The organism is Aquirufa sp. Wall-65K1 (assembly GCF_054558475.1).
In genome coordinates, this window is record NZ_JBPXKD010000001.1 from 244829 (window position 1) to 262421 (window position 17593).

17 protein-coding genes are annotated in these 17593 nt (G+C 35.5%); 5 read left to right on the plus strand and 12 right to left on the minus strand.

All coding sequences use genetic code 11. From position 1 onward, the window contains the following. Window positions 1-27 precede the first annotated feature (27 nt). The 5 genes from lepA to ACST15_RS01120 all read right to left on the minus strand — a co-directional run bounded on the left by lepA (window position 28) and on the right by ACST15_RS01120 (window position 5132). Window positions 28-1815: a translation elongation factor 4 gene (lepA, locus tag ACST15_RS01100; RefSeq protein WP_459452812.1), complete on the minus strand. Its 1788-nt coding sequence runs from the start codon at window positions 1813-1815 to the stop codon at window positions 28-30. Window positions 1816-2019: 204 nt separating this feature from the next. Next, on the minus strand, window positions 2020-3315 hold the full coding sequence (locus ACST15_RS01105; RefSeq protein ID WP_459452813.1) for an aminopeptidase P N-terminal domain-containing protein: 1296 nt from the start codon (window positions 3313-3315) through the stop codon (window positions 2020-2022). A gap of 4 nt (window positions 3316-3319) precedes the next feature. Beyond that, entirely contained in the window at window positions 3320-4084 is a 765-nt protein-coding gene (locus tag ACST15_RS01110) for a class I SAM-dependent methyltransferase (RefSeq protein WP_459452814.1), read from the minus strand. Window positions 4085-4145: 61 nt separating this feature from the next. Further along, entirely contained in the window at window positions 4146-4901 is a 756-nt protein-coding gene (locus ACST15_RS01115) for a 3-keto-disaccharide hydrolase (RefSeq protein ID WP_459452815.1), read from the minus strand. A gap of 87 nt (window positions 4902-4988) precedes the next feature. Further along, the gene (locus ACST15_RS01120; protein WP_193495299.1) at window positions 4989-5132 is read right to left on the minus strand and encodes a hypothetical protein; all 144 of its coding nucleotides are present in this window, start codon (window positions 5130-5132) and stop codon (window positions 4989-4991) included. A gap of 89 nt (window positions 5133-5221) precedes the next feature. Between ACST15_RS01120 and hisS the strand changes: the two genes are divergently transcribed. Then, window positions 5222-6577 (plus strand): histidine--tRNA ligase, encoded by a 1356-nt coding sequence (hisS, locus tag ACST15_RS01125; RefSeq protein WP_459452816.1) that lies wholly within the window; start codon window positions 5222-5224, stop codon window positions 6575-6577. Window positions 6578-6638: 61 nt separating this feature from the next. On the opposite strand, the gene pgi is transcribed toward hisS, so the two are convergent. The 3 genes from pgi to ACST15_RS01140 form a co-directional block, all read right to left on the minus strand. Continuing rightward, window positions 6639-8285: a glucose-6-phosphate isomerase gene (gene pgi / locus ACST15_RS01130; RefSeq protein ID WP_459452817.1), complete on the minus strand. Its 1647-nt coding sequence runs from the start codon at window positions 8283-8285 to the stop codon at window positions 6639-6641. 5 nt (window positions 8286-8290) lie between these two features. Next, window positions 8291-8971, minus strand: a complete 681-nt coding sequence (locus ACST15_RS01135; protein WP_459452818.1) for a glycoside hydrolase family 25 protein — start codon at window positions 8969-8971, stop codon at window positions 8291-8293. Window positions 8972-9085: 114 nt separating this feature from the next. Next, window positions 9086-9721 (minus strand): peroxiredoxin, encoded by a 636-nt coding sequence (locus ACST15_RS01140; protein WP_459452819.1) that lies wholly within the window; start codon window positions 9719-9721, stop codon window positions 9086-9088. 407 nt (window positions 9722-10128) lie between these two features. Between ACST15_RS01140 and ACST15_RS01145 the strand changes: the two genes are divergently transcribed. Further along, a complete protein-coding gene (locus ACST15_RS01145; RefSeq protein WP_459452820.1) occupies window positions 10129-10593 on the plus strand; it encodes an Lrp/AsnC ligand binding domain-containing protein in 465 nt (154 codons plus the stop codon). A gap of 81 nt (window positions 10594-10674) precedes the next feature. Beyond that, a complete protein-coding gene (gene sufB / locus ACST15_RS01150; RefSeq protein ID WP_459452821.1) occupies window positions 10675-12123 on the plus strand; it encodes a Fe-S cluster assembly protein SufB in 1449 nt (482 codons plus the stop codon). A 1-nt stretch (window position 12124) separates the two neighbouring features. On the opposite strand, the gene ACST15_RS01155 is transcribed toward sufB, so the two are convergent. Then, on the minus strand, window positions 12125-12994 hold the full coding sequence (locus ACST15_RS01155) for a 1-aminocyclopropane-1-carboxylate deaminase/D-cysteine desulfhydrase (protein ID WP_459452822.1): 870 nt from the start codon (window positions 12992-12994) through the stop codon (window positions 12125-12127). Here ACST15_RS01155 and ACST15_RS01160 point away from each other — a divergent pair. Then, window positions 12987-14030, plus strand: a complete 1044-nt coding sequence (locus ACST15_RS01160; protein ID WP_459452823.1) for an RluA family pseudouridine synthase — start codon at window positions 12987-12989, stop codon at window positions 14028-14030. The two genes, ACST15_RS01155 and ACST15_RS01160, sit on opposite strands and share 8 nt — an antisense overlap. Further along, the gene (locus ACST15_RS01165; RefSeq protein WP_459452824.1) at window positions 14011-14469 is read left to right on the plus strand and encodes an N-acetyltransferase family protein; all 459 of its coding nucleotides are present in this window, start codon (window positions 14011-14013) and stop codon (window positions 14467-14469) included. Before ACST15_RS01160 ends, ACST15_RS01165 begins: the two co-directional genes overlap by 20 nt. 13 nt (window positions 14470-14482) lie before the next feature. On the opposite strand, the gene ACST15_RS01170 is transcribed toward ACST15_RS01165, so the two are convergent. From ACST15_RS01170 to ACST15_RS01180, 3 genes are all read right to left on the minus strand, one after another. Further along, window positions 14483-15796, minus strand: a complete 1314-nt coding sequence (locus ACST15_RS01170; protein ID WP_459453231.1) for a sugar porter family MFS transporter — start codon at window positions 15794-15796, stop codon at window positions 14483-14485. Between the two features lie 65 nt (window positions 15797-15861). Then, window positions 15862-17007 (minus strand): MFS transporter, encoded by a 1146-nt coding sequence (locus ACST15_RS01175; protein WP_459452825.1) that lies wholly within the window; start codon window positions 17005-17007, stop codon window positions 15862-15864. A 3-nt stretch (window positions 17008-17010) separates the two neighbouring features. After that, window positions 17011-17535 carry a 5' nucleotidase, NT5C type gene (locus ACST15_RS01180; RefSeq protein ID WP_459452826.1) on the minus strand — a complete coding sequence of 175 codons (525 nt, stop codon included), beginning with the start codon at window positions 17533-17535 and terminating at the stop codon, window positions 17011-17013. Window positions 17536-17593: the final 58 nt, after the last annotated feature.

Here is a 17593-nt window from a genome sequence, read left to right on the forward strand (position 1 = left end):
CGAAAACTATTATGTAAAAATATTTGATTAATCTAATTTTAAAACTGCCATAAATGCCTCTTGAGGAATTTCTACATTACCCACTTGACGCATTCTCTTTTTACCCTTTTTCTGTTTTTCCAATAATTTTCTTTTACGTGAAATATCTCCTCCGTAGCATTTAGCTAATACGTCTTTGCGTAATGCTTTTACTGTTTCACGAGCTATAATCTTTTGACCAATAGCAGCTTGTATCGCTATTTCAAATTGTTGTCTTGGTAATAATTCACGTAATTTTTCACATAATCTTTTTCCCCAATCATAAGCCTTATCACGATGAACAATGGCCGATAAAGCATCTACTTTTTCCCCATTTAACATGATGTCTAATTTAACCATGTTTCCAGGTTCATAACCTTTGTATTCGTAATCTAAAGAGGCATATCCTCTAGAAATAGTCTTTAAACGATCAAAGAAGTCGAATACTACTTCTGACAAAGGCATATCAAAAGTTAATTCTACTCGATCCGTGGTTAAATATATTTGATTAATTAAAATACCACGTTTATCCATACACAAGCTCATAATAACTCCTGTGTATTCTGATTTGGTAATAATTTGAGCCTTAATGTAAGGCTCCTCAATGATGTTAATTAAATTAGGTTCAGGTAAATCGCTAGGAGCAGAGACCCATAATTCTTCATTGGCGGTAGTTAATACTTTGAATTTTACAGATGGCACCGTCGTTATTACGGTCATATCAAATTCACGTTCTAAGCGCTCCTGGACAATTTCCATGTGCAACATGCCTAGGAAACCACAACGAAAACCAAAGCCTAATGCCATGGAAGTTTCAGGTTCCCAAACCAATGAAGCATCATTTAATTGCAATTTCTCCATGGCATCGCGCAAATCCTCAAATTCTGAGGTTTCTACGGGATAAATACCCGCAAAAACCATGGGTTTTACTTCTTCAAAACCTTGAATGGCCGATTTACATGGATTCGCTACGTGGGTAATCGTATCTCCAACCTTGACTTCTTTAGCTTCTTTAATACCAGAAATTAAATAACCTACATCACCTGTTTTAATAATAGATTTTGGTTCCTGCTCTAGACCTAATGTTCCAATTTCATCGGCATAATACTCTTTTCCAGTATTCATGAATTTAACTCGATCTCCTTTTCGAATTTCACCGTTGTAAACACGGAAAATAACTTCAATACCACGATAGGAATTGAAAGTTGAATCAAAAATTAAAGCTTGTAATGGTTCTTCTGGATTTCCTTTTGGTGCTGGAATGCGTGTTACTACTGCATCCAAAATGTCTTGTATACCTATTCCTTCTTTACCAGAAGCATGAATGATATCCTCTTTTTTGCAACCAATTAAATCAATAATTTGATCTGATACCTCCTCTGGCATGGCGCCTGGTAAATCAATCTTATTTAAAACAGGGATAATTTCTAAATCATGATTGATGGCCAAATACAAATTAGAAATAGTCTGAGCTTCAATTCCTTGCGAAGCATCAACAATTAATAAAGCGCCTTCACAAGCAGCAATGGAACGAGATACTTCATAGGAGAAGTCCACGTGGCCTGGGGTATCAATTAAATTAAATGTATAAACCTCGCCATCTTTGGGATATTGCATTTGAATAGCATGAGACTTAATGGTTATTCCTCGTTCCCTCTCCAAATCCATATCATCCAAAAGCTGATTCATCATATCTCGCTTTTGTACTGTATTCGTGAATTCAATCAATCGATCTGCCAAGGTGCTTTTTCCGTGGTCAATATGGGCGATGATGCAAAAATTACGAAGGTTTTTCATTTATTTAATCTATGTTTTACCTAGGTCATGGTTAGATTACCTACCAAAAGCAAAGGGTATATTCAATGTGTCTAGAAGACAAACTAATTATTTTAAATTTCAATAAAATGGAAAGTATATTTCCATCTTACAAATATAGCTAAGACCACTTGGCTATCCACATGAAAAGCTATTTATTAGCTAATTAAATGGCAAATTGCCTGATTATTTTCCTGAATGCATGATGGTTTCAATTTCATCCCATTCTATCGGAATGTGTTTCATCAAATTGTCTGTCCCGTTCTCAGTAATCAGTAGATTGTTTTCAAGTCTTATTCCCAATCCCTCCTCACGAATATATATACCTGGCTCACAAGTTAAAACCATGCCAGCTTCAAAAGGTTTATACTTATCCCAAACATCATGCACATCTAAACCCAAATGATGGGCTACTCCGTGCATGAAATACTTTTTGAATAATGGGGCATTTTTATCTTGTTTTTCAACGTCAGCTCTGGAAAATAGACCTAAATCAATCAATTTTCCCTCCATATACCTTTCTACTTCTTTTTGATAATCAACCCAATAAATAGTGGGACGCATCAGTTGACTTGCAAAATTTAATACATCATGAACAGCTAAGTAAACCTCCTTTTGACGTGGACTAAATCGACCATTGACAGGTATTGTTCTGGTCATATCGGCATTGTAATTTCCGTATGCAGCACCCACATCTAAAAGAATTAAATCTCCGTCATGGCAAATCTCCTTGTTTTCAATATAATGTAAAACACAAGCATTGGCTCCAGATGCAATAATCGGCGTGTAGGCAAATCCATCCCCCTTAAGTCGTATAAACTCATGAATAAATTCGGCTTCAATTTCATATTCTCCTACACCCGGTTTGGTGAAATTCAATACCCTTCTAAAAGCAGATTCCGTGATATCTATGGCCTTTTGCATGGCTTGTAGCTCTTCGGGCTCTTTCTTCATACGAATGGTATTCGTAATGGGAGCTAATCGCTTAAAGCTATGGGTTGGATATTTTGCTTGAAGGCTTTTAGTATAACGTGCATTTTGGGTTTCTACGACTGAACTATTTCTAATGTGTTCATTGTCAATCAAATAGATGTTTTCAGCTGTATATACCAAAGTTTGTAAAATAGCCTCAAATTGTTGATTCCATTGTATATTCTTAATTCCTGAAATCGACGCGGCTTCTTCTTTAGTGAATTTATGTCCTTCCCAAATGGATATCAATTCAGAGGTTTCTCTAACAAAAGCAATTTCTTTTAAATGCTCTTCTGGTGCATCTGGATATAATAATAGAATAGTCTCTTCTTGATCTAATCCAGATAAATACAGTAAATCAGAGTTTTGCTTAAATCCCATGCTGCCATCCGCATTGGTGGGCATGATATCGTTAGAGAATATAAGCACCATGGATTTTGGTGCTAGTTGTTTGATTAATTTTTGACGGTTGTTGATGTACAGCTGGGCTGGAAGTGCTTCGTATCTCATATAATTATTTACGACATAAATAAATGATTTCTCCTAAAGGCAAGGCCATTTTTTTACTTTCCTCTAAACCTATTTTTTCAATCATATTGATTGGATTTACCTGAAATCCAGATTTTTCTAATTGCGTGCCGTAGTCCCGACCGTAAATCCGTAAATGGTCATCTTGCAAAAAGTGAATTTCTCTTTCTTTGGGATCCGTAATGCTGGCATCTTCATACGTTGTAGGTAAATCTAAGCGTTGCGGACTTTGACATAAGGCAAATCCATCAGGTTTTAAAACGCGACGAATTTCTTGCATACAACGTACATCATCTTTAACATGTTCTAATACGTGGTTACAAAAGACAGCATCAAAACTGTTGTCCTCAAAGGGTATATGATGTAAATCCATCTTAACTTTAGCTAAGGGAGACTCAATATCAGCTGTAATGTAATTATCCCCTAAAAGCTTTTCAAAACGATCAATGAAGCAATATTCGGGTGCTATGTGCAATAACTTAGGTTGACTTTGAAAAAAACTGGTTTCCTTTTGTAAAAATAGATACATCAAACGATGTCTTTCTAGACTTAGGCAAGACGGACAAAGTGCATTTTCCCTGGGTTGTAACCTTCCATAGGGAAGGAATTTTGAGAAATTTTCTTGGCAGATTGGGCAGTGGACTTTATTTCCTTTTAGAAAAATACTGTATATTTTTAATAATTGGTGAGCGACCAACTGAATGTATTTTCTGGGAATATTACGTAAAATCCAACTAATGAAATATTTCATAGGATAAAAAAAGGGAAGGTATTTTCTAAGAAAAACCTTCCCCGAAAGAATGAATTAAAAATTACATTTCACGAATCCAAATGTTGCGGAAACTAACTGGATTTCCATGGTCTTGTAAACTGATTGGTCCTGCACCATGCACTGGATTTTTAGGCTGTCCAATGTACTCAGTTGTACCTTGAATTTTAGTATGATTTTGTACTACAATGCCATTATGTATGACAGTTACGTAAGCAGGAGTATCAATTCCTCCGTTGATGGTAAATTTTGGGGCTGTATAAATGATATCGTACGTGTTCCATTCTCCCATAGGTGAAGTCGCATTCACCAACGGAGCAGATTGTTTATAAATACTACCAGCTTGCCCATTTCGGTAACTTCTATTTTGATAAGAATTCAAAACTTGAACCTCATACATTCCTTGCATGAAAATACCACTATTTCCTTTTCCTTGACTTTTCAACGTTTCAGGTTCAATAGGGGAGCGCCATTCAATATGTAACTGATAATTTGTGAATTTTTGCTTGGTTGAAATATTACCAGCACCTTTAACAACGGTCATGGCACCATCTTCAACTTTCCATTTAGCAGGGCTGCCATCTTTAACGGTTTCCCAATTATCTAAATTCTTACCATCAAATAAAACGATGGCATCTGAAGGTATTTTACCAGGATTAACTACACGAACTTCAGGATCCCAAAATTCGGTTTTGTCTGGTTTGGTTGGATTTTCTTCGATAAAACGATGATCTTGTGCTTGTAAGCTAAATGCACCTGCTGCTAAGATAGCTGTGCAAAAAAGAGTAATTTTTTTCATGTATAATGGATTTAGAAAATCAAATTACAGCAATTTTTGGATAAAAAAAAACCGGTATATACCGGTTTCTCTTTACTGAAATAATGCTTATTTAGCGAAACTTGCTTTGATTTCTTCTACATCTACCAATTTGATAATCGGTCTCTGCTTTAAAATTTTGATAGCAGATACTTTATTATTCGCTACTGCGTGATTTCTTCTGTCTTTACGTTTTAGTCTAGTTACGGCCATGTCTTGATAAATTTGGTGTGCAAAAATACGAAATATCGTTTATTAATCAAATAATAAGGCTCGATTAATTAAATTTGTTTTTTGAAATTATGCAAAAGCCCAGTAACGCAAGAGGTACAAGAGATTTTGGTCCCAAAGAAATGGCCAAGAGAAACTATGTTTTCAATATCATTAGGAAGCATTTTGAACAATTTGGTTTTCAATCCATTGAAACACCTGCCATAGAGAATTTGTCTACCTTGACTGGTAAATACGGTGATGAAGGTGATCAATTGTTATTTAAAATTCTTAATTCCGGAGACTATCTTTCCAAATTAAGTGAGCAAGATTTCCAAGAAGGAAGTAAAAAGTTTACATATAAGGTCAGTGAAAAAGGCTTACGTTACGACTTAACCGTTCCCTTTGCTCGCTTTGTATCCATGAATCGTAATGATTTGGCTTTTCCTTTTAGACGCTATCAAATCCAACCCGTGTGGAGAGCAGACAGACCACAAAAAGGTCGTTATCGGGAGTTTTACCAATGCGATGCCGATATCATTGGGTCTAATTCTTTATTAAATGAAGCGGAATTAATCACATTATTCCAAGCTATATTTAGTTCTCTTCATCTGAAAGCAAATCTTGTAATCAATTCACGAAAAGTGCTAGCTGGGGTGGTCGACGTTATTGGCATGACCGATCATTTTATGGATTTTGCTGTGGCCATTGATAAATTAGATAAAATTGGTTGGGAGGCCGTATCAAAGGAATTAGCCGATAAAGGATTTTCATTAGATCAGTGCCAGGTTCTTGCTGATTTGATCGTATTTGAAGGAAATAATTTAGCTAAAATAGATAGACTTAGAGCATTTTTTAATGGCAATGATTTAGGTCTAGCCGGTATCAAAGAAATTGAGGATGTATTGAAGTTTATCCAACAGAATGGCTTTGATAATACCAATATTGTGTTTGACTATCGCCTTGCTCGTGGCTTAAGTTATTATACTGGCTTAATATTTGAAGGAAAGGCTATTGATATTCCTTTTGGATCCATAGCTGGTGGAGGTCGATATGACAACCTTACTACTGATTTTGGTTTACCTAATATGTCAGGAGTAGGTTTATCATTTGGTATTGAGCGTATGATAGATGTCATGGACGCTTTGAATCTTTTTCCCAATATCCCCGTCAGTGGTTCTAAGGTATTATTCGCCTATTTTGATGAAGAAGGGCAAACTCAAGCCTTTCAATACGTCAATGAACTTCGTAGGCAAGGTATTCCATCTGAAATTTATCCTGAAATGGGAAAAATTAAAAAGCCCTTTGAATTTGCTGACAAAAAGAAGATTCCCTACGTGGCGGTTCTTGGAGAACAAGAATTATTGCAAAATAAATTGAATCTGAAAAATATGGAAAGTGGAGAGCAAGAATTGCTTTCTTTGCAGGAATTGATTCAAAAATTATAGGTCCAATAAAAAAAGCCAGGAATTCAATCCTGGCTTTTTAAAATCACGATTCAAATTAGTCTTACTTCCAAGCCTTAAATTGATTGATTAATCCGTTGGTAGAACTATCATGGCTTACGATTTGACTATCATTTTCTAGTTCAGGTAAAATGGAATTAGCTAATTGTTTTCCTAGCTCTACACCCCATTGATCATAACTAAATATATTCCAAATAACGCCCTGGACAAATATTTTATGCTCGTACATGGCTATTAAGGCGCCTAATGTTTTAGGGTTAATTTCTTTAGCAAGGATGGAATTAGTAGGTTTATTCCCTTCAAATACTTTAAATGGAGCTAATTTTTCAATAGCGGAATCGTCTAATCCTGCTTTTGATAATTCAGATTTAACTACCTCCAAGGATTTACCATTCATTAACGCCTCTGTTTGTGCAAAGAAATTAGACATTAATAGAGTATGATGATTGCCAATAGGATTATGGGTTTTGGCTGGAGCAATAAAATCTGCCGGAATCATCTGCGTACCTTGATGAATCAACTGATAAAATGCATGTTGTCCATTGGTACCAGGCTCTCCCCAAATTACAGGCCCCGTAGCATAAGTAACTCTTTTACCTGTTCTATCTACGGTTTTTCCATTAGATTCCATATCTCCTTGCTGGAAATAGGCCGCAAATCGATGCATGTATTGGTCGTAAGGTAATATAGCCTGGGTAGGGGCATTCCAAAAATTGACATACCAAATTCCCAATAAAGCCAAAATGACCGGAGCATTTGATTCCAATGGGGAATTAGCTAAGTGCAAATCCATTTCATATGCTCCATCCAATAATGCTTCAAAATTATCATAACCTATGGAAAGGCAGATGGATAAACCAATGGCAGACCAAAGTGAATATCGACCACCTACCCAATCCCAAAATGCGAACATATTGGCAGAATCAATGCCAAACTTTTCAACTTGGGTTTTATTGGTAGACAAAGCGACAAAATGCTTCGATACAGCTTGCTCATCTTGGGCTGTTTTTAAAAACCAATCTCTCGCCGTAAAGGCATTAGCCATGGTTTCTTGTGTGGTAAATGTTTTGGAAGCAATTAAAAATAAAGTTGTCTCTGGATTTACTTTTTTTAATGTTTCAGCGATGTGCGTCCCATCTACATTACTTACAAAATGAACATTTAAATGCGTTTTGTAAGGCTTTAATGCTTCAGTGACCATCACTGGACCAAGATCTGAGCCCCCAATTCCAATATTTACGACATCTGTAATGCTTTTATTTGTAAATCCTTTCCAAGAACCCGAAATAACTTGTTCTGAAAATTCTTTCATATGAGCCCTAACTTGATGGATATCAGCATTGATATCAACTCCCTGTAAATATTGAGCTTGACCCTTGGGTTTCCTAAGTGCTGTATGCAAAACGGCTCTTCCTTCCGTTTGATTGATGATATCGCCACTTAATTGGGCTTGAATAGCAGATTCTAATTGACATTCCTTGGCCAATTTAATTAGGTGTTCAAAGGTTTCCTCATCGAGGATGTTTTTCGAATAGTCAATGAATATATCGTTAAAGTATAAACTATACTTTTTTTGTCTTTCCTTATCTGACTGAAATAGGCTTGAAATAGAATGAGTTTCTAATCTTTTTTTGTCAGTTAATAACTTTTGGTAGGCAGTGGTTTGGGTGAAATTAATGGTAGAAAGCATATTATTTATTTAATTAGCATGGAAGCAAAATCTGAATGATCGCCCAAAAATACATTATAATCCCAAGATTTGGAATTTCCTTCAAGCTTCCCTTGCTTGCTATATTGCCAAAAACGCAGATTATCTGCCTCTACAATCGTATTCGATTCATAGCTGGCTAACCACAAAGGGAAGTCGGTAAACTCCTCATTTTTAAATAAATCGGAGTACATTCTTACATTGGTATATAATATAGGTTTGGTATGATAATGTTCGCTCAAATAATCTAAAAAAGCTTTAATATCTTTTCTAAGTTTTTGATGATTCACCTGATTGGTAACCTCAATATCACAAACAGGGGGTAAGTCTCCTTCTTCCAATTGAACCATTTTACAAAAATTCTTAGCTTGCTGAATGGGGTCTCGAGTAGGAATATAAAAATGATAAGCTCCTGCAATTAATCCCTTTTGCTTGGCTTTTTGCCAGTTTACTTCAAAATTTGGATCCTGTAAACTTCTACCTTCGGTAGCTTTAATAAATACAAATTTTAAGGAAACTGTGTCAAATAAGTCCAATTCACTCAAATGGTTCCAAGGTACATTACCATTGTGATGGGAAACATCGATTCCATGAATGGGGTGTTTTTGAGGAACTTCTATTTGAACGGCATCACTGTACGAAAACTGATGCCCTTCATCTTTGGTCAAAGCATTTAAAATAAAAAAAAGAACCCAACAAAATATTAGTACAATAAATAGACTAACAATAAGCTGAGTTCTTTTCTTCAATGTAGTTGGATTGAGCACCAAATTTACAAAATCTTATAGATTTGGCTGTGGTGTTTTTCTCAAATATGGTTTTACGGTCGTAAATCCTTTTGGAAATTTGCTAACCGCTTCTTCGTTAGAAACAGCAGGAGTAATGATAACATCTTCGCCATTAACCCAGTCTGCTGGTGTAGCAACTTGATAGTTTGCCGTTAATTGTAAAGAATCTATCACGCGCAAAATTTCAGTGAAATTTCTACCTGTAGAAGCCGGATAGGTTAAAGTTAATTTAATCTTTTTATCTGGCCCAATAATAAATACCGAACGAACTGTAGCTTTTTCAGATGCATTTGGATGTATCATGTCATATAAAAGTGCTACCTTTTTCTCTGGGTCTGCAATAATCGGAAAGTTAACCTGTACATGATTTACTTCCTCAATATCCGGTACCCACTTGTTGTGAGAATCAAGACTATCAACCGAAATGGCAATGGCCTTAACACCTCTTTTACTAAATTCTCCATTTAATAATGCTGTTTTTCCTAGTTCAGTTGTACAAACAGGAGTGAAGTCAGCTGGGTGACTAAAAAACAATACCCATGAATTTCCAATCCATTCGTGAAAATTTATAGGTCCTTGGGTTGTTTCAGCGCTGAAATCTGGCGCAATATCTCCTAATCTTAATGACATAGCGATAGGGGTTTAAGGTGAATTATCTACCAAATTTATAGACTATTATTCAAATAAAAAAGCAATTCTAAAATAGAATTGCTTTTAACATTACACTTCATCAACAAACTAAAAACCAAATAATAAAAATGCTGTAGGAGAAGGATTCGAACCTCCAAGGTGCGGTTAGCCATATCGCAGAAGTGATTTAGTGGTCAACCCATTACGCTACGTTTATCCCGAACTCACCACCCCCGAGACAGGAGGGCACGTCTGCCAATTTCATCACCCTACAGTGAAATAATATTTACCTTTGTAATTATTACACTACAAAATTATAAATCATTTTTAATTTTTCAAAATTATTTAAAGAAATTCTAATTTTTTTGAGTAATTTTTAAAAATAATATCAATTTGTTGAAAATATTATGGATAAGAAATTCGATTTAGATCCTTTGGATTATAAGATTTTAGAAATTTTAGTGAGAGACTCCAATCTACCTTATACTGAAATCGGACAGCGTTTAGACGTTTCTGGCGGTACAGTACATGTCAGAATGAAAAAAATGGAGGCCTTAGGTATAGTAAAAGGAGCCCAACTATTAATAGATTATTCAAAAATTGGCTGGGACATCACTGCCTTTTTAGGTATATATTTAGATAAAAGTTCCCTGTATGAAGATGTAGCTAAACAATTAGAAAAGATACCAGAAGTGGTTAATATTCACTATACGACAGGTATTTATTCCATATTTGCTAAGATAATTTGTCGAGATACCCAGCATTTAAGGGAAGTGTTACATGATAAGATTCAGCGTGTAACTGGAATTCAACGGACTGAAACCTTTATTTCATTGGAAGAAAGTTTGATTAGAAATACACCATTATTTTAACTTATTTAGAATAGTTCTAATTAAATGCTTACATAACTAAATTTTGCTTTGTAATTTTGTGCTTCTTAAGAAACAATGGTTATGGCAGAAAAGGTAGATGACATTTTACAAGAAGTAACAAGTTCCGATTACAAATACGGATTTGAATCTCATTTTGACACAGATGAAGCTCCTATTGGTTTAGATGAGAGCACCATTCGATTTATTTCTGATAAGAAGAATGAACCTGAATGGATGTTTGAATGGAGATTGGCGGCCTTTCGTTATTGGAAGACCATACAAGAGCCAACTTGGGCCAATGTGACTTATACCCCAACGGATTACCAAAGCTTGAAATATTATTCGGCACCTAAGCCAAAAAAGCAGTTAAATTCCTTAGATGAAATAGATCCCGAACTTCGACGGACTTTTGAAAAATTAGGGATTTCACTGGATGAACAAAAACGTTTATCCAATGTAGCAGTTGATGCAGTTATTGATTCAGTGTCCGTTGCTACTACCTTTAAAGAAACATTAGCAGAAAAAGGAATTATTTTTTGCTCTATTTCAGAAGCAGTACGCGAGCATCCTGATTTAATTAAGAAATATTTAGGTAGTGTAGTTCCGGTTAAGGATAATTACTTCGCCGCTCTAAATGCCGCTGTGTTTTCAGATGGCTCTTTCTGTTATATACCAAAGGGCGTTCGTTGCCCTATGGAGCTTTCTACCTATTTCCGTATTAATGCTGCAGGTACTGGTCAATTTGAGCGCACGTTGATTGTAGCAGATGAGGATTCTTATGTTAGTTATTTAGAGGGATGCACCGCACCTATGCGCGATGAAAACCAATTGCATGCTGCAGTTGTTGAAATATTTGTTCATGCTGGAGCAGAAGTGAAATATTCTACCGTTCAAAACTGGTATCCAGGAGATAAAGAGGGCAAAGGTGGTATTTATAATTTTGTAACTAAACGTGGCATCTGTGATGGTGCACATGCTAAATTATCTTGGACACAGGTTGAAACTGGTTCAGCCGTTACTTGGAAATATCCGTCGGTCATACTTAAAGGAGATTACTCTATTGGGGAGTTTTATTCCGTGGCAGTGACTAATAATCACCAGCAAGCTGATACAGGAACCAAAATGATTCACCTAGGAAAGCATACCAAATCTCGAATCGTATCTAAAGGTATTTCAGCCGGTGTCTCTCAAAACTCCTATCGTGGTTTAGTTCAAGTGGCGAAAAGAGCTGATTCAGCTAAAAATTATTCACAATGTGATTCACTATTATTAGGTGATCGTTGTGGTGCTCATACTTTCCCTTATTTGGAAGTTAAAAATAATACGGCTTCGGTAGAACATGAGGCGACAACATCAAAAATTGGTGAAGACCAAATTTTCTATTGTAATCAACGAGGTTTATCTACTGAAACAGCCATAGCTTTAATCGTAAATGGTTATGCCAAAGAAGTGTTAAACCAATTACCCATGGAATTTGCTGTTGAGGCTCAGAAATTATTAGCTATTTCCTTAGAAGGATCTGTTGGATAATTTATTTGATTCCTCCAGTATGTAAACAAACGAGAGTACTTCCTGCCGGGAAGTACTTTTTTTTGAGCATATCAAAAATTCCAAACATCATTTTACCAGTGTATGTTGGTTCTATTGGTATCTGAAATTGATCTTGGAAATACTGACAAAATTCTAATAATTCGGGAGGCATAGAGGCATATTTACCAAAAACATATTCCTTGTTTAACTGAAGCTTGGGAAGTATGAGTTCTTGTTCAAGTATATGATTTTTAATTTCTTCCTCATTGTTTAAACAAAGAATACCAATGGTATTCAGGTTTGAATATTGGGCTAGGCCTAAAATTGTGGTTCCTGTTCCAACGGCACTAATTAAATAATCAGGTTTTAAACTTGCATGAATTTCGTCCACCAAATCTTTAAGCCCCATGATGCCTTCTTTTGAATATCCTCCCTCAGGAATTATCCAATAGTCTTCTTTTTGTATTTGATTAGGGATAATTTTTTCTCGATAATCACTTCTATCCACAAAGTGTAAAATCATTCCCCATGCTTCTATTTGTGTTAAATAGGTATTACTTGAGGCATTTAATTCCTCACCTCTAATTATTCCTATACATGGAATTTTTAATTTATGGCAAACAAAGGCCAAGGCATATAAATGGTTGGAATAGGCTCCACCGAAACTAATAATTCCCTTTTTGGGATTATCTTGGGCGATACGAATATATTCCTTTAATTTGCGCCACTTATTGCCTGAAACCGTGGGGTGAATCAAATCATCTCGCTTCATAAAAAGCCTGATTTCTTGTTCTGTCCATAATGGATGGAATAATTCAATAATAGGTGAGGGTAATAGCAAATATGAATTTTCAAAAACAGATATGTCCATAGATAATGAAATAGATCCCATTGAGAGTGAAGATGATTTGTTCGAACATTTCAATTTCACGGTGGACAAAGGTCAACAATTACTTAGAATAGATAAATACCTACTTCTAAAAATTTCGAATGCTACCAGGTCCAAAATACAAGCCGGTATTGAATCTGGTTCAGTAAAAGTTAATGGTTTGCAAATCAAATCCAATTACAAGGTCAAGCCTTTGGATGAAATTGTCGTGTCTTTTTCTCATCCGCCAAGAGATAAAGACATTATTGCTGAAAATATTCCCTTAGATATTATTTATGAAGATGAAGAGCTAATATTGATCAATAAGCCTTCTGGTATGGTTGTTCATCCCGCTCATGGCAATTGGGAAGGTACTTTGGTTAATGCTTTATTGTACCATTGCCAAAATTTACCAGGAAAAGGGGATATTCGTCCAGGTTTAGTTCATCGAATTGACAAGGATACATCAGGGATTTTGGTAGTAGCAAAATCTGAGTTTTCGTTAAATCATTTAGCTAGGCAGTTTTTTGACCATACCATTGACAGAACCTATTATGCAATTTGTTGGGGTGTACCCAAAGAAAGCAAAGCAACTCTACGGGGTAAAATAGATCGTAGTCCACGAGATCGAAAGGTAATGATGATGTTTCCTGAAGATGCGGAGCATGGTAAATTAGCCATTACACATTATGAGGTAATGGAATCTTTTGTTTTCTGTTCTTTAGTTAGATTTAATTTAGAAACAGGTAGAACACATCAAATTAGGGCTCATGCTGCGTCAATTGGACATCCTTTATTATCAGATGCTGCCTATGGTGGTGATAAAATTCGTTATATGAGTTCTATAGCTAATTTTAAAACCTTTGCAGCCAATATCATGAAGCTTTGTTCTCGTCAAGCTTTACATGCTTTTTCATTAGGATTTGATCATCCTAAAAAGAATGAACGAATTTATTTTGAGCAAGATTTTCCTGAAGATATCCGGGAAGTTTTATATCGATTAAGAGAAGTAACCAATCATGGCGCAAATAGAAATTAGAAAGGCTGGAATAGATGATGTTCCTGCTATTTATGGTTTAGTTAAAGAATTAGCTTTATTTGAAAAGGCACCGGAGGAAGTAAGTTCCACTTGGCAAGATTATGTGGAAAATGGATTTAAAGAAAATCCCATTTTTGCTTCAAATTTGATTTATTACGACGGGAAATTAGCAGGTTTTTCCCTTTGGTATTTTCGTTTTTCGACCTGGAAAGGAAAGAGATTTTATCTAGAGGATTTATTCATCAAAGAAGAATTTCGTTCTTTGGGTTTAGGAAAAATGTTATTAGACGAAGCTATTCTCGAAGCCAAACGCACAAAATGCACTGGTATGATGTGGCAAGTTTTGGACTGGAATGAACCTGCTATTCAATTTTACAACAAATATGGAGTCAAATTTGATGCTGGTTGGTTAAATGTTCATCTAGACTTATCCGTCTAAATGCACATTTCATTTAATGAACAATGATTTGCTTTTCGATATCTTCTAAGGATGCACCTTTTGTCTCAGGCATCATAAACATGACGTAAAAGAATTGCCCAACCATCATAATTCCGAAAAGACTAAATATAAATGTACCTCCAAAATTTTCGGTTAAAATTGGGAAGAAATTAGCAACTAATGCAGCTAATAACCAATGGGTCAAAGAACCCCATGCCATGCCTGATGCCCGTACCGAATTGGGGAAGATTTCAGATATAAAGACCCAAATTACCGATCCCTGACCAATGGCGTGTGAAGCAATGAACATAAAGATATAGATTGGAACTAAGGCATAGGATTCTTGATAAAATGAATAGGCGATTAAGCCTAATGAAACTATGTAACCAACCGAGCCAATATACATCAATATTCTTCTTCCGATTTTATCAATAAAATACCATCCCATGAGCGTAAATAATAGGTTAGCAACACCGATTCCAGCGGTTGAAAGCAAAGCACTTTCTTTTCCCAAACCTGTTAATTCATAAATCCTAGGAGCATAATAGATAATGGCATTTATGCCCGACATCTGGTTAAAAAAGGCAAATAGAAAGGATAGGAGCAAAGGAGTAAAAAACTTTTTTGAGAATAAATGCTCTTTTTTAATTTGTGCTTTGGCATTATCCATAATGCGTTTCAATGTTCCCTCAGGATCTGGATCAGCCAATGTCAACACCTTTAATGCTCCGACTTCATCATTTCGTTTCAGTAATAAGAATTGAGGTGTTTCTGGAGTAAATAGTATCAAAAATGAAAATAATAAACTTGGTATAGCCACCATACCTAACATATAGCGCCAATCGTCATCACCACCTTGAAGTAAATAATTGGAAATATAGGCCAATAATATACCCAAAACCACATTTAACTGAAATGAAATAACCAATTTTCCACGATGCTGTGGGGGAGCAATTTCAGATATATAAATAGGGGCAACCACCGACGAGGCACCAATTCCTAGGCCCCCTAAAAATCTAAATAACATAAAAAGATTCACGTCTGTAGCTAAAGCTGCGCCAAGAGATGATACAAAGAAACTAATGCCTATCCACAAAAGTGTTTGTTTTCTACCATATCGATCGGCAGGTATTCCACCTAAAGCAGCTCCAACTACTGTACCGTATAAAGCCGTAGCCACCGCTAAACCGTGGGTCCAACTATCTAAGTGCCACAATTTTTGAATAGCTAATTCTGCGCCAGAAATGACTGCTACATCTAGACCAAATAACATTCCTCCCAAACCTACAGTTATAGACCAGAATATGACGTGTTTATTCATATCAATGAAATAATAAATTGATTATTAATTAAAGATAATTAAATATATAAATTATTCAATTAGAAGGCAAGCTATTCCTTACTTAAAGCAAACTTACTGATACCGCTTGCTAACACTCCTAGGATTATTAAGAGGATCAATGCTCGATTGAGACCATAATATTCAGATAAAAAACCAATGACAACCGGGCCTAACATGAAGCCTACATAGGCTATGGTGGAGACGGCTGCAATAGCCATGGCAGGAGAGGTGTCACGAGTATTCCCTGCTTGAGAGTAAATCATGGGAACAATGGTAGAGATTCCTAGACCTGTGATAAAACATCCAAATATTAAAATAAATACTTGGGAAAATAGGACCGTTATAGTCATTCCAAGAGCAATTAACAGACCATTAATCAGTAAGATATTGCGTACTGATACATGTTTGGCAGCCCAGTCGCCCAATAATCTACCTATAACCATGGAGAATGCGAACGAAGAAAAACCGATGGTAAATGGGAAACCAGATAAATCAGGTAATGATTTGAAATACAAACTGATCCAATCAGCCATAGCTCCTTCACAAAGCATGCCACAAAAGGCCACAAAGGAGAGGATTATAAGGTATTTGTTTAATTTAAATTTGGCTTTTACTTCTACATTTTCTTCATCATTTTGTGTAGAATCAGTTAATAAATATCGATAAATAGCCAAAATAGAAAACAAATTACAGAGTGCAATTAAATAGTAATGTTGCTTTAATGTGATATCATATTTAATTAAATATCCTCCTACTATCGAGCCTAACATCAGGCCTATCGAAAAAATAGCGTGAGAGGAAGACATGACTTTTTTATTGGTTATTTTCTCTAAACTAACCACTTGGGTATTCATGGAAATATTTAAAATATCACCAGCCATTCCAAAAGCGAATAAACCAATAAACAGAAATAAAGAACTTGAAATAAACGTTAGGGCTGGTATAATGATAACATAAAGTATAACAGCCAAAAGACAAATTACCTTGGAATTAAAGCGCGCAATTAACAAACCTGCAATTGGAAGAGAAACCATGGAACCAATTGGTAATCCCATGAGAATACTACCTAATTCCGCATCTGACATGGATAAGAATTCTTTAAAATCGGGAATTCTAATTGCCCAAGAAGCAAAATTTAATCCGCACAGTAAAAATAAAACACTAATGGCAAGTCTAGCTTGAAGCATAGAATTCATAAACTACAAAAACATTTGACCCACTTCCTTCCAAGTATTGACACGTTCGTACTCGTGTATATGAAGATTATGTAAGGCTGAATAGAGTATGGGTTTTCCTGTGAAGCTAACCAAATTCTTTTCATGATCATCTATTAAATAATCGGCCTGAATAAGGTGCTTATGCCCACAGAATACCGTATGTTGCCAGCCAATAAAAGGGAAATGTTTATCCAACCAAATTAACTTTTCCTTCATGGATTCAGGAAATTCAGTAGCCGCCGAAACGATAAAAATTTCATATTTCTTTTGCAAATGTTTGACAACTTCGATAGCATCTTCTTTTACCTCAATGTCCAAGAAAAATCCTGGTTCCCATAGAAATTGGTTATTGGATTGATAATCTTGGTAAAAAGCTAATTTTAAGGCATCACTTTCCAATAAATCAGCATGATTATAATTTTTATGGAGGCGTAGATTTATTTGATCAATGATTTTTAAGGATGTATCTGCTAGCACATCATCCATATCAATGGCAATTCTTTTCATAGTTTGGGTAATAAAAAAACTCCCCAAAGATGGGGAGTTTTCACTAAAAAATCTAATT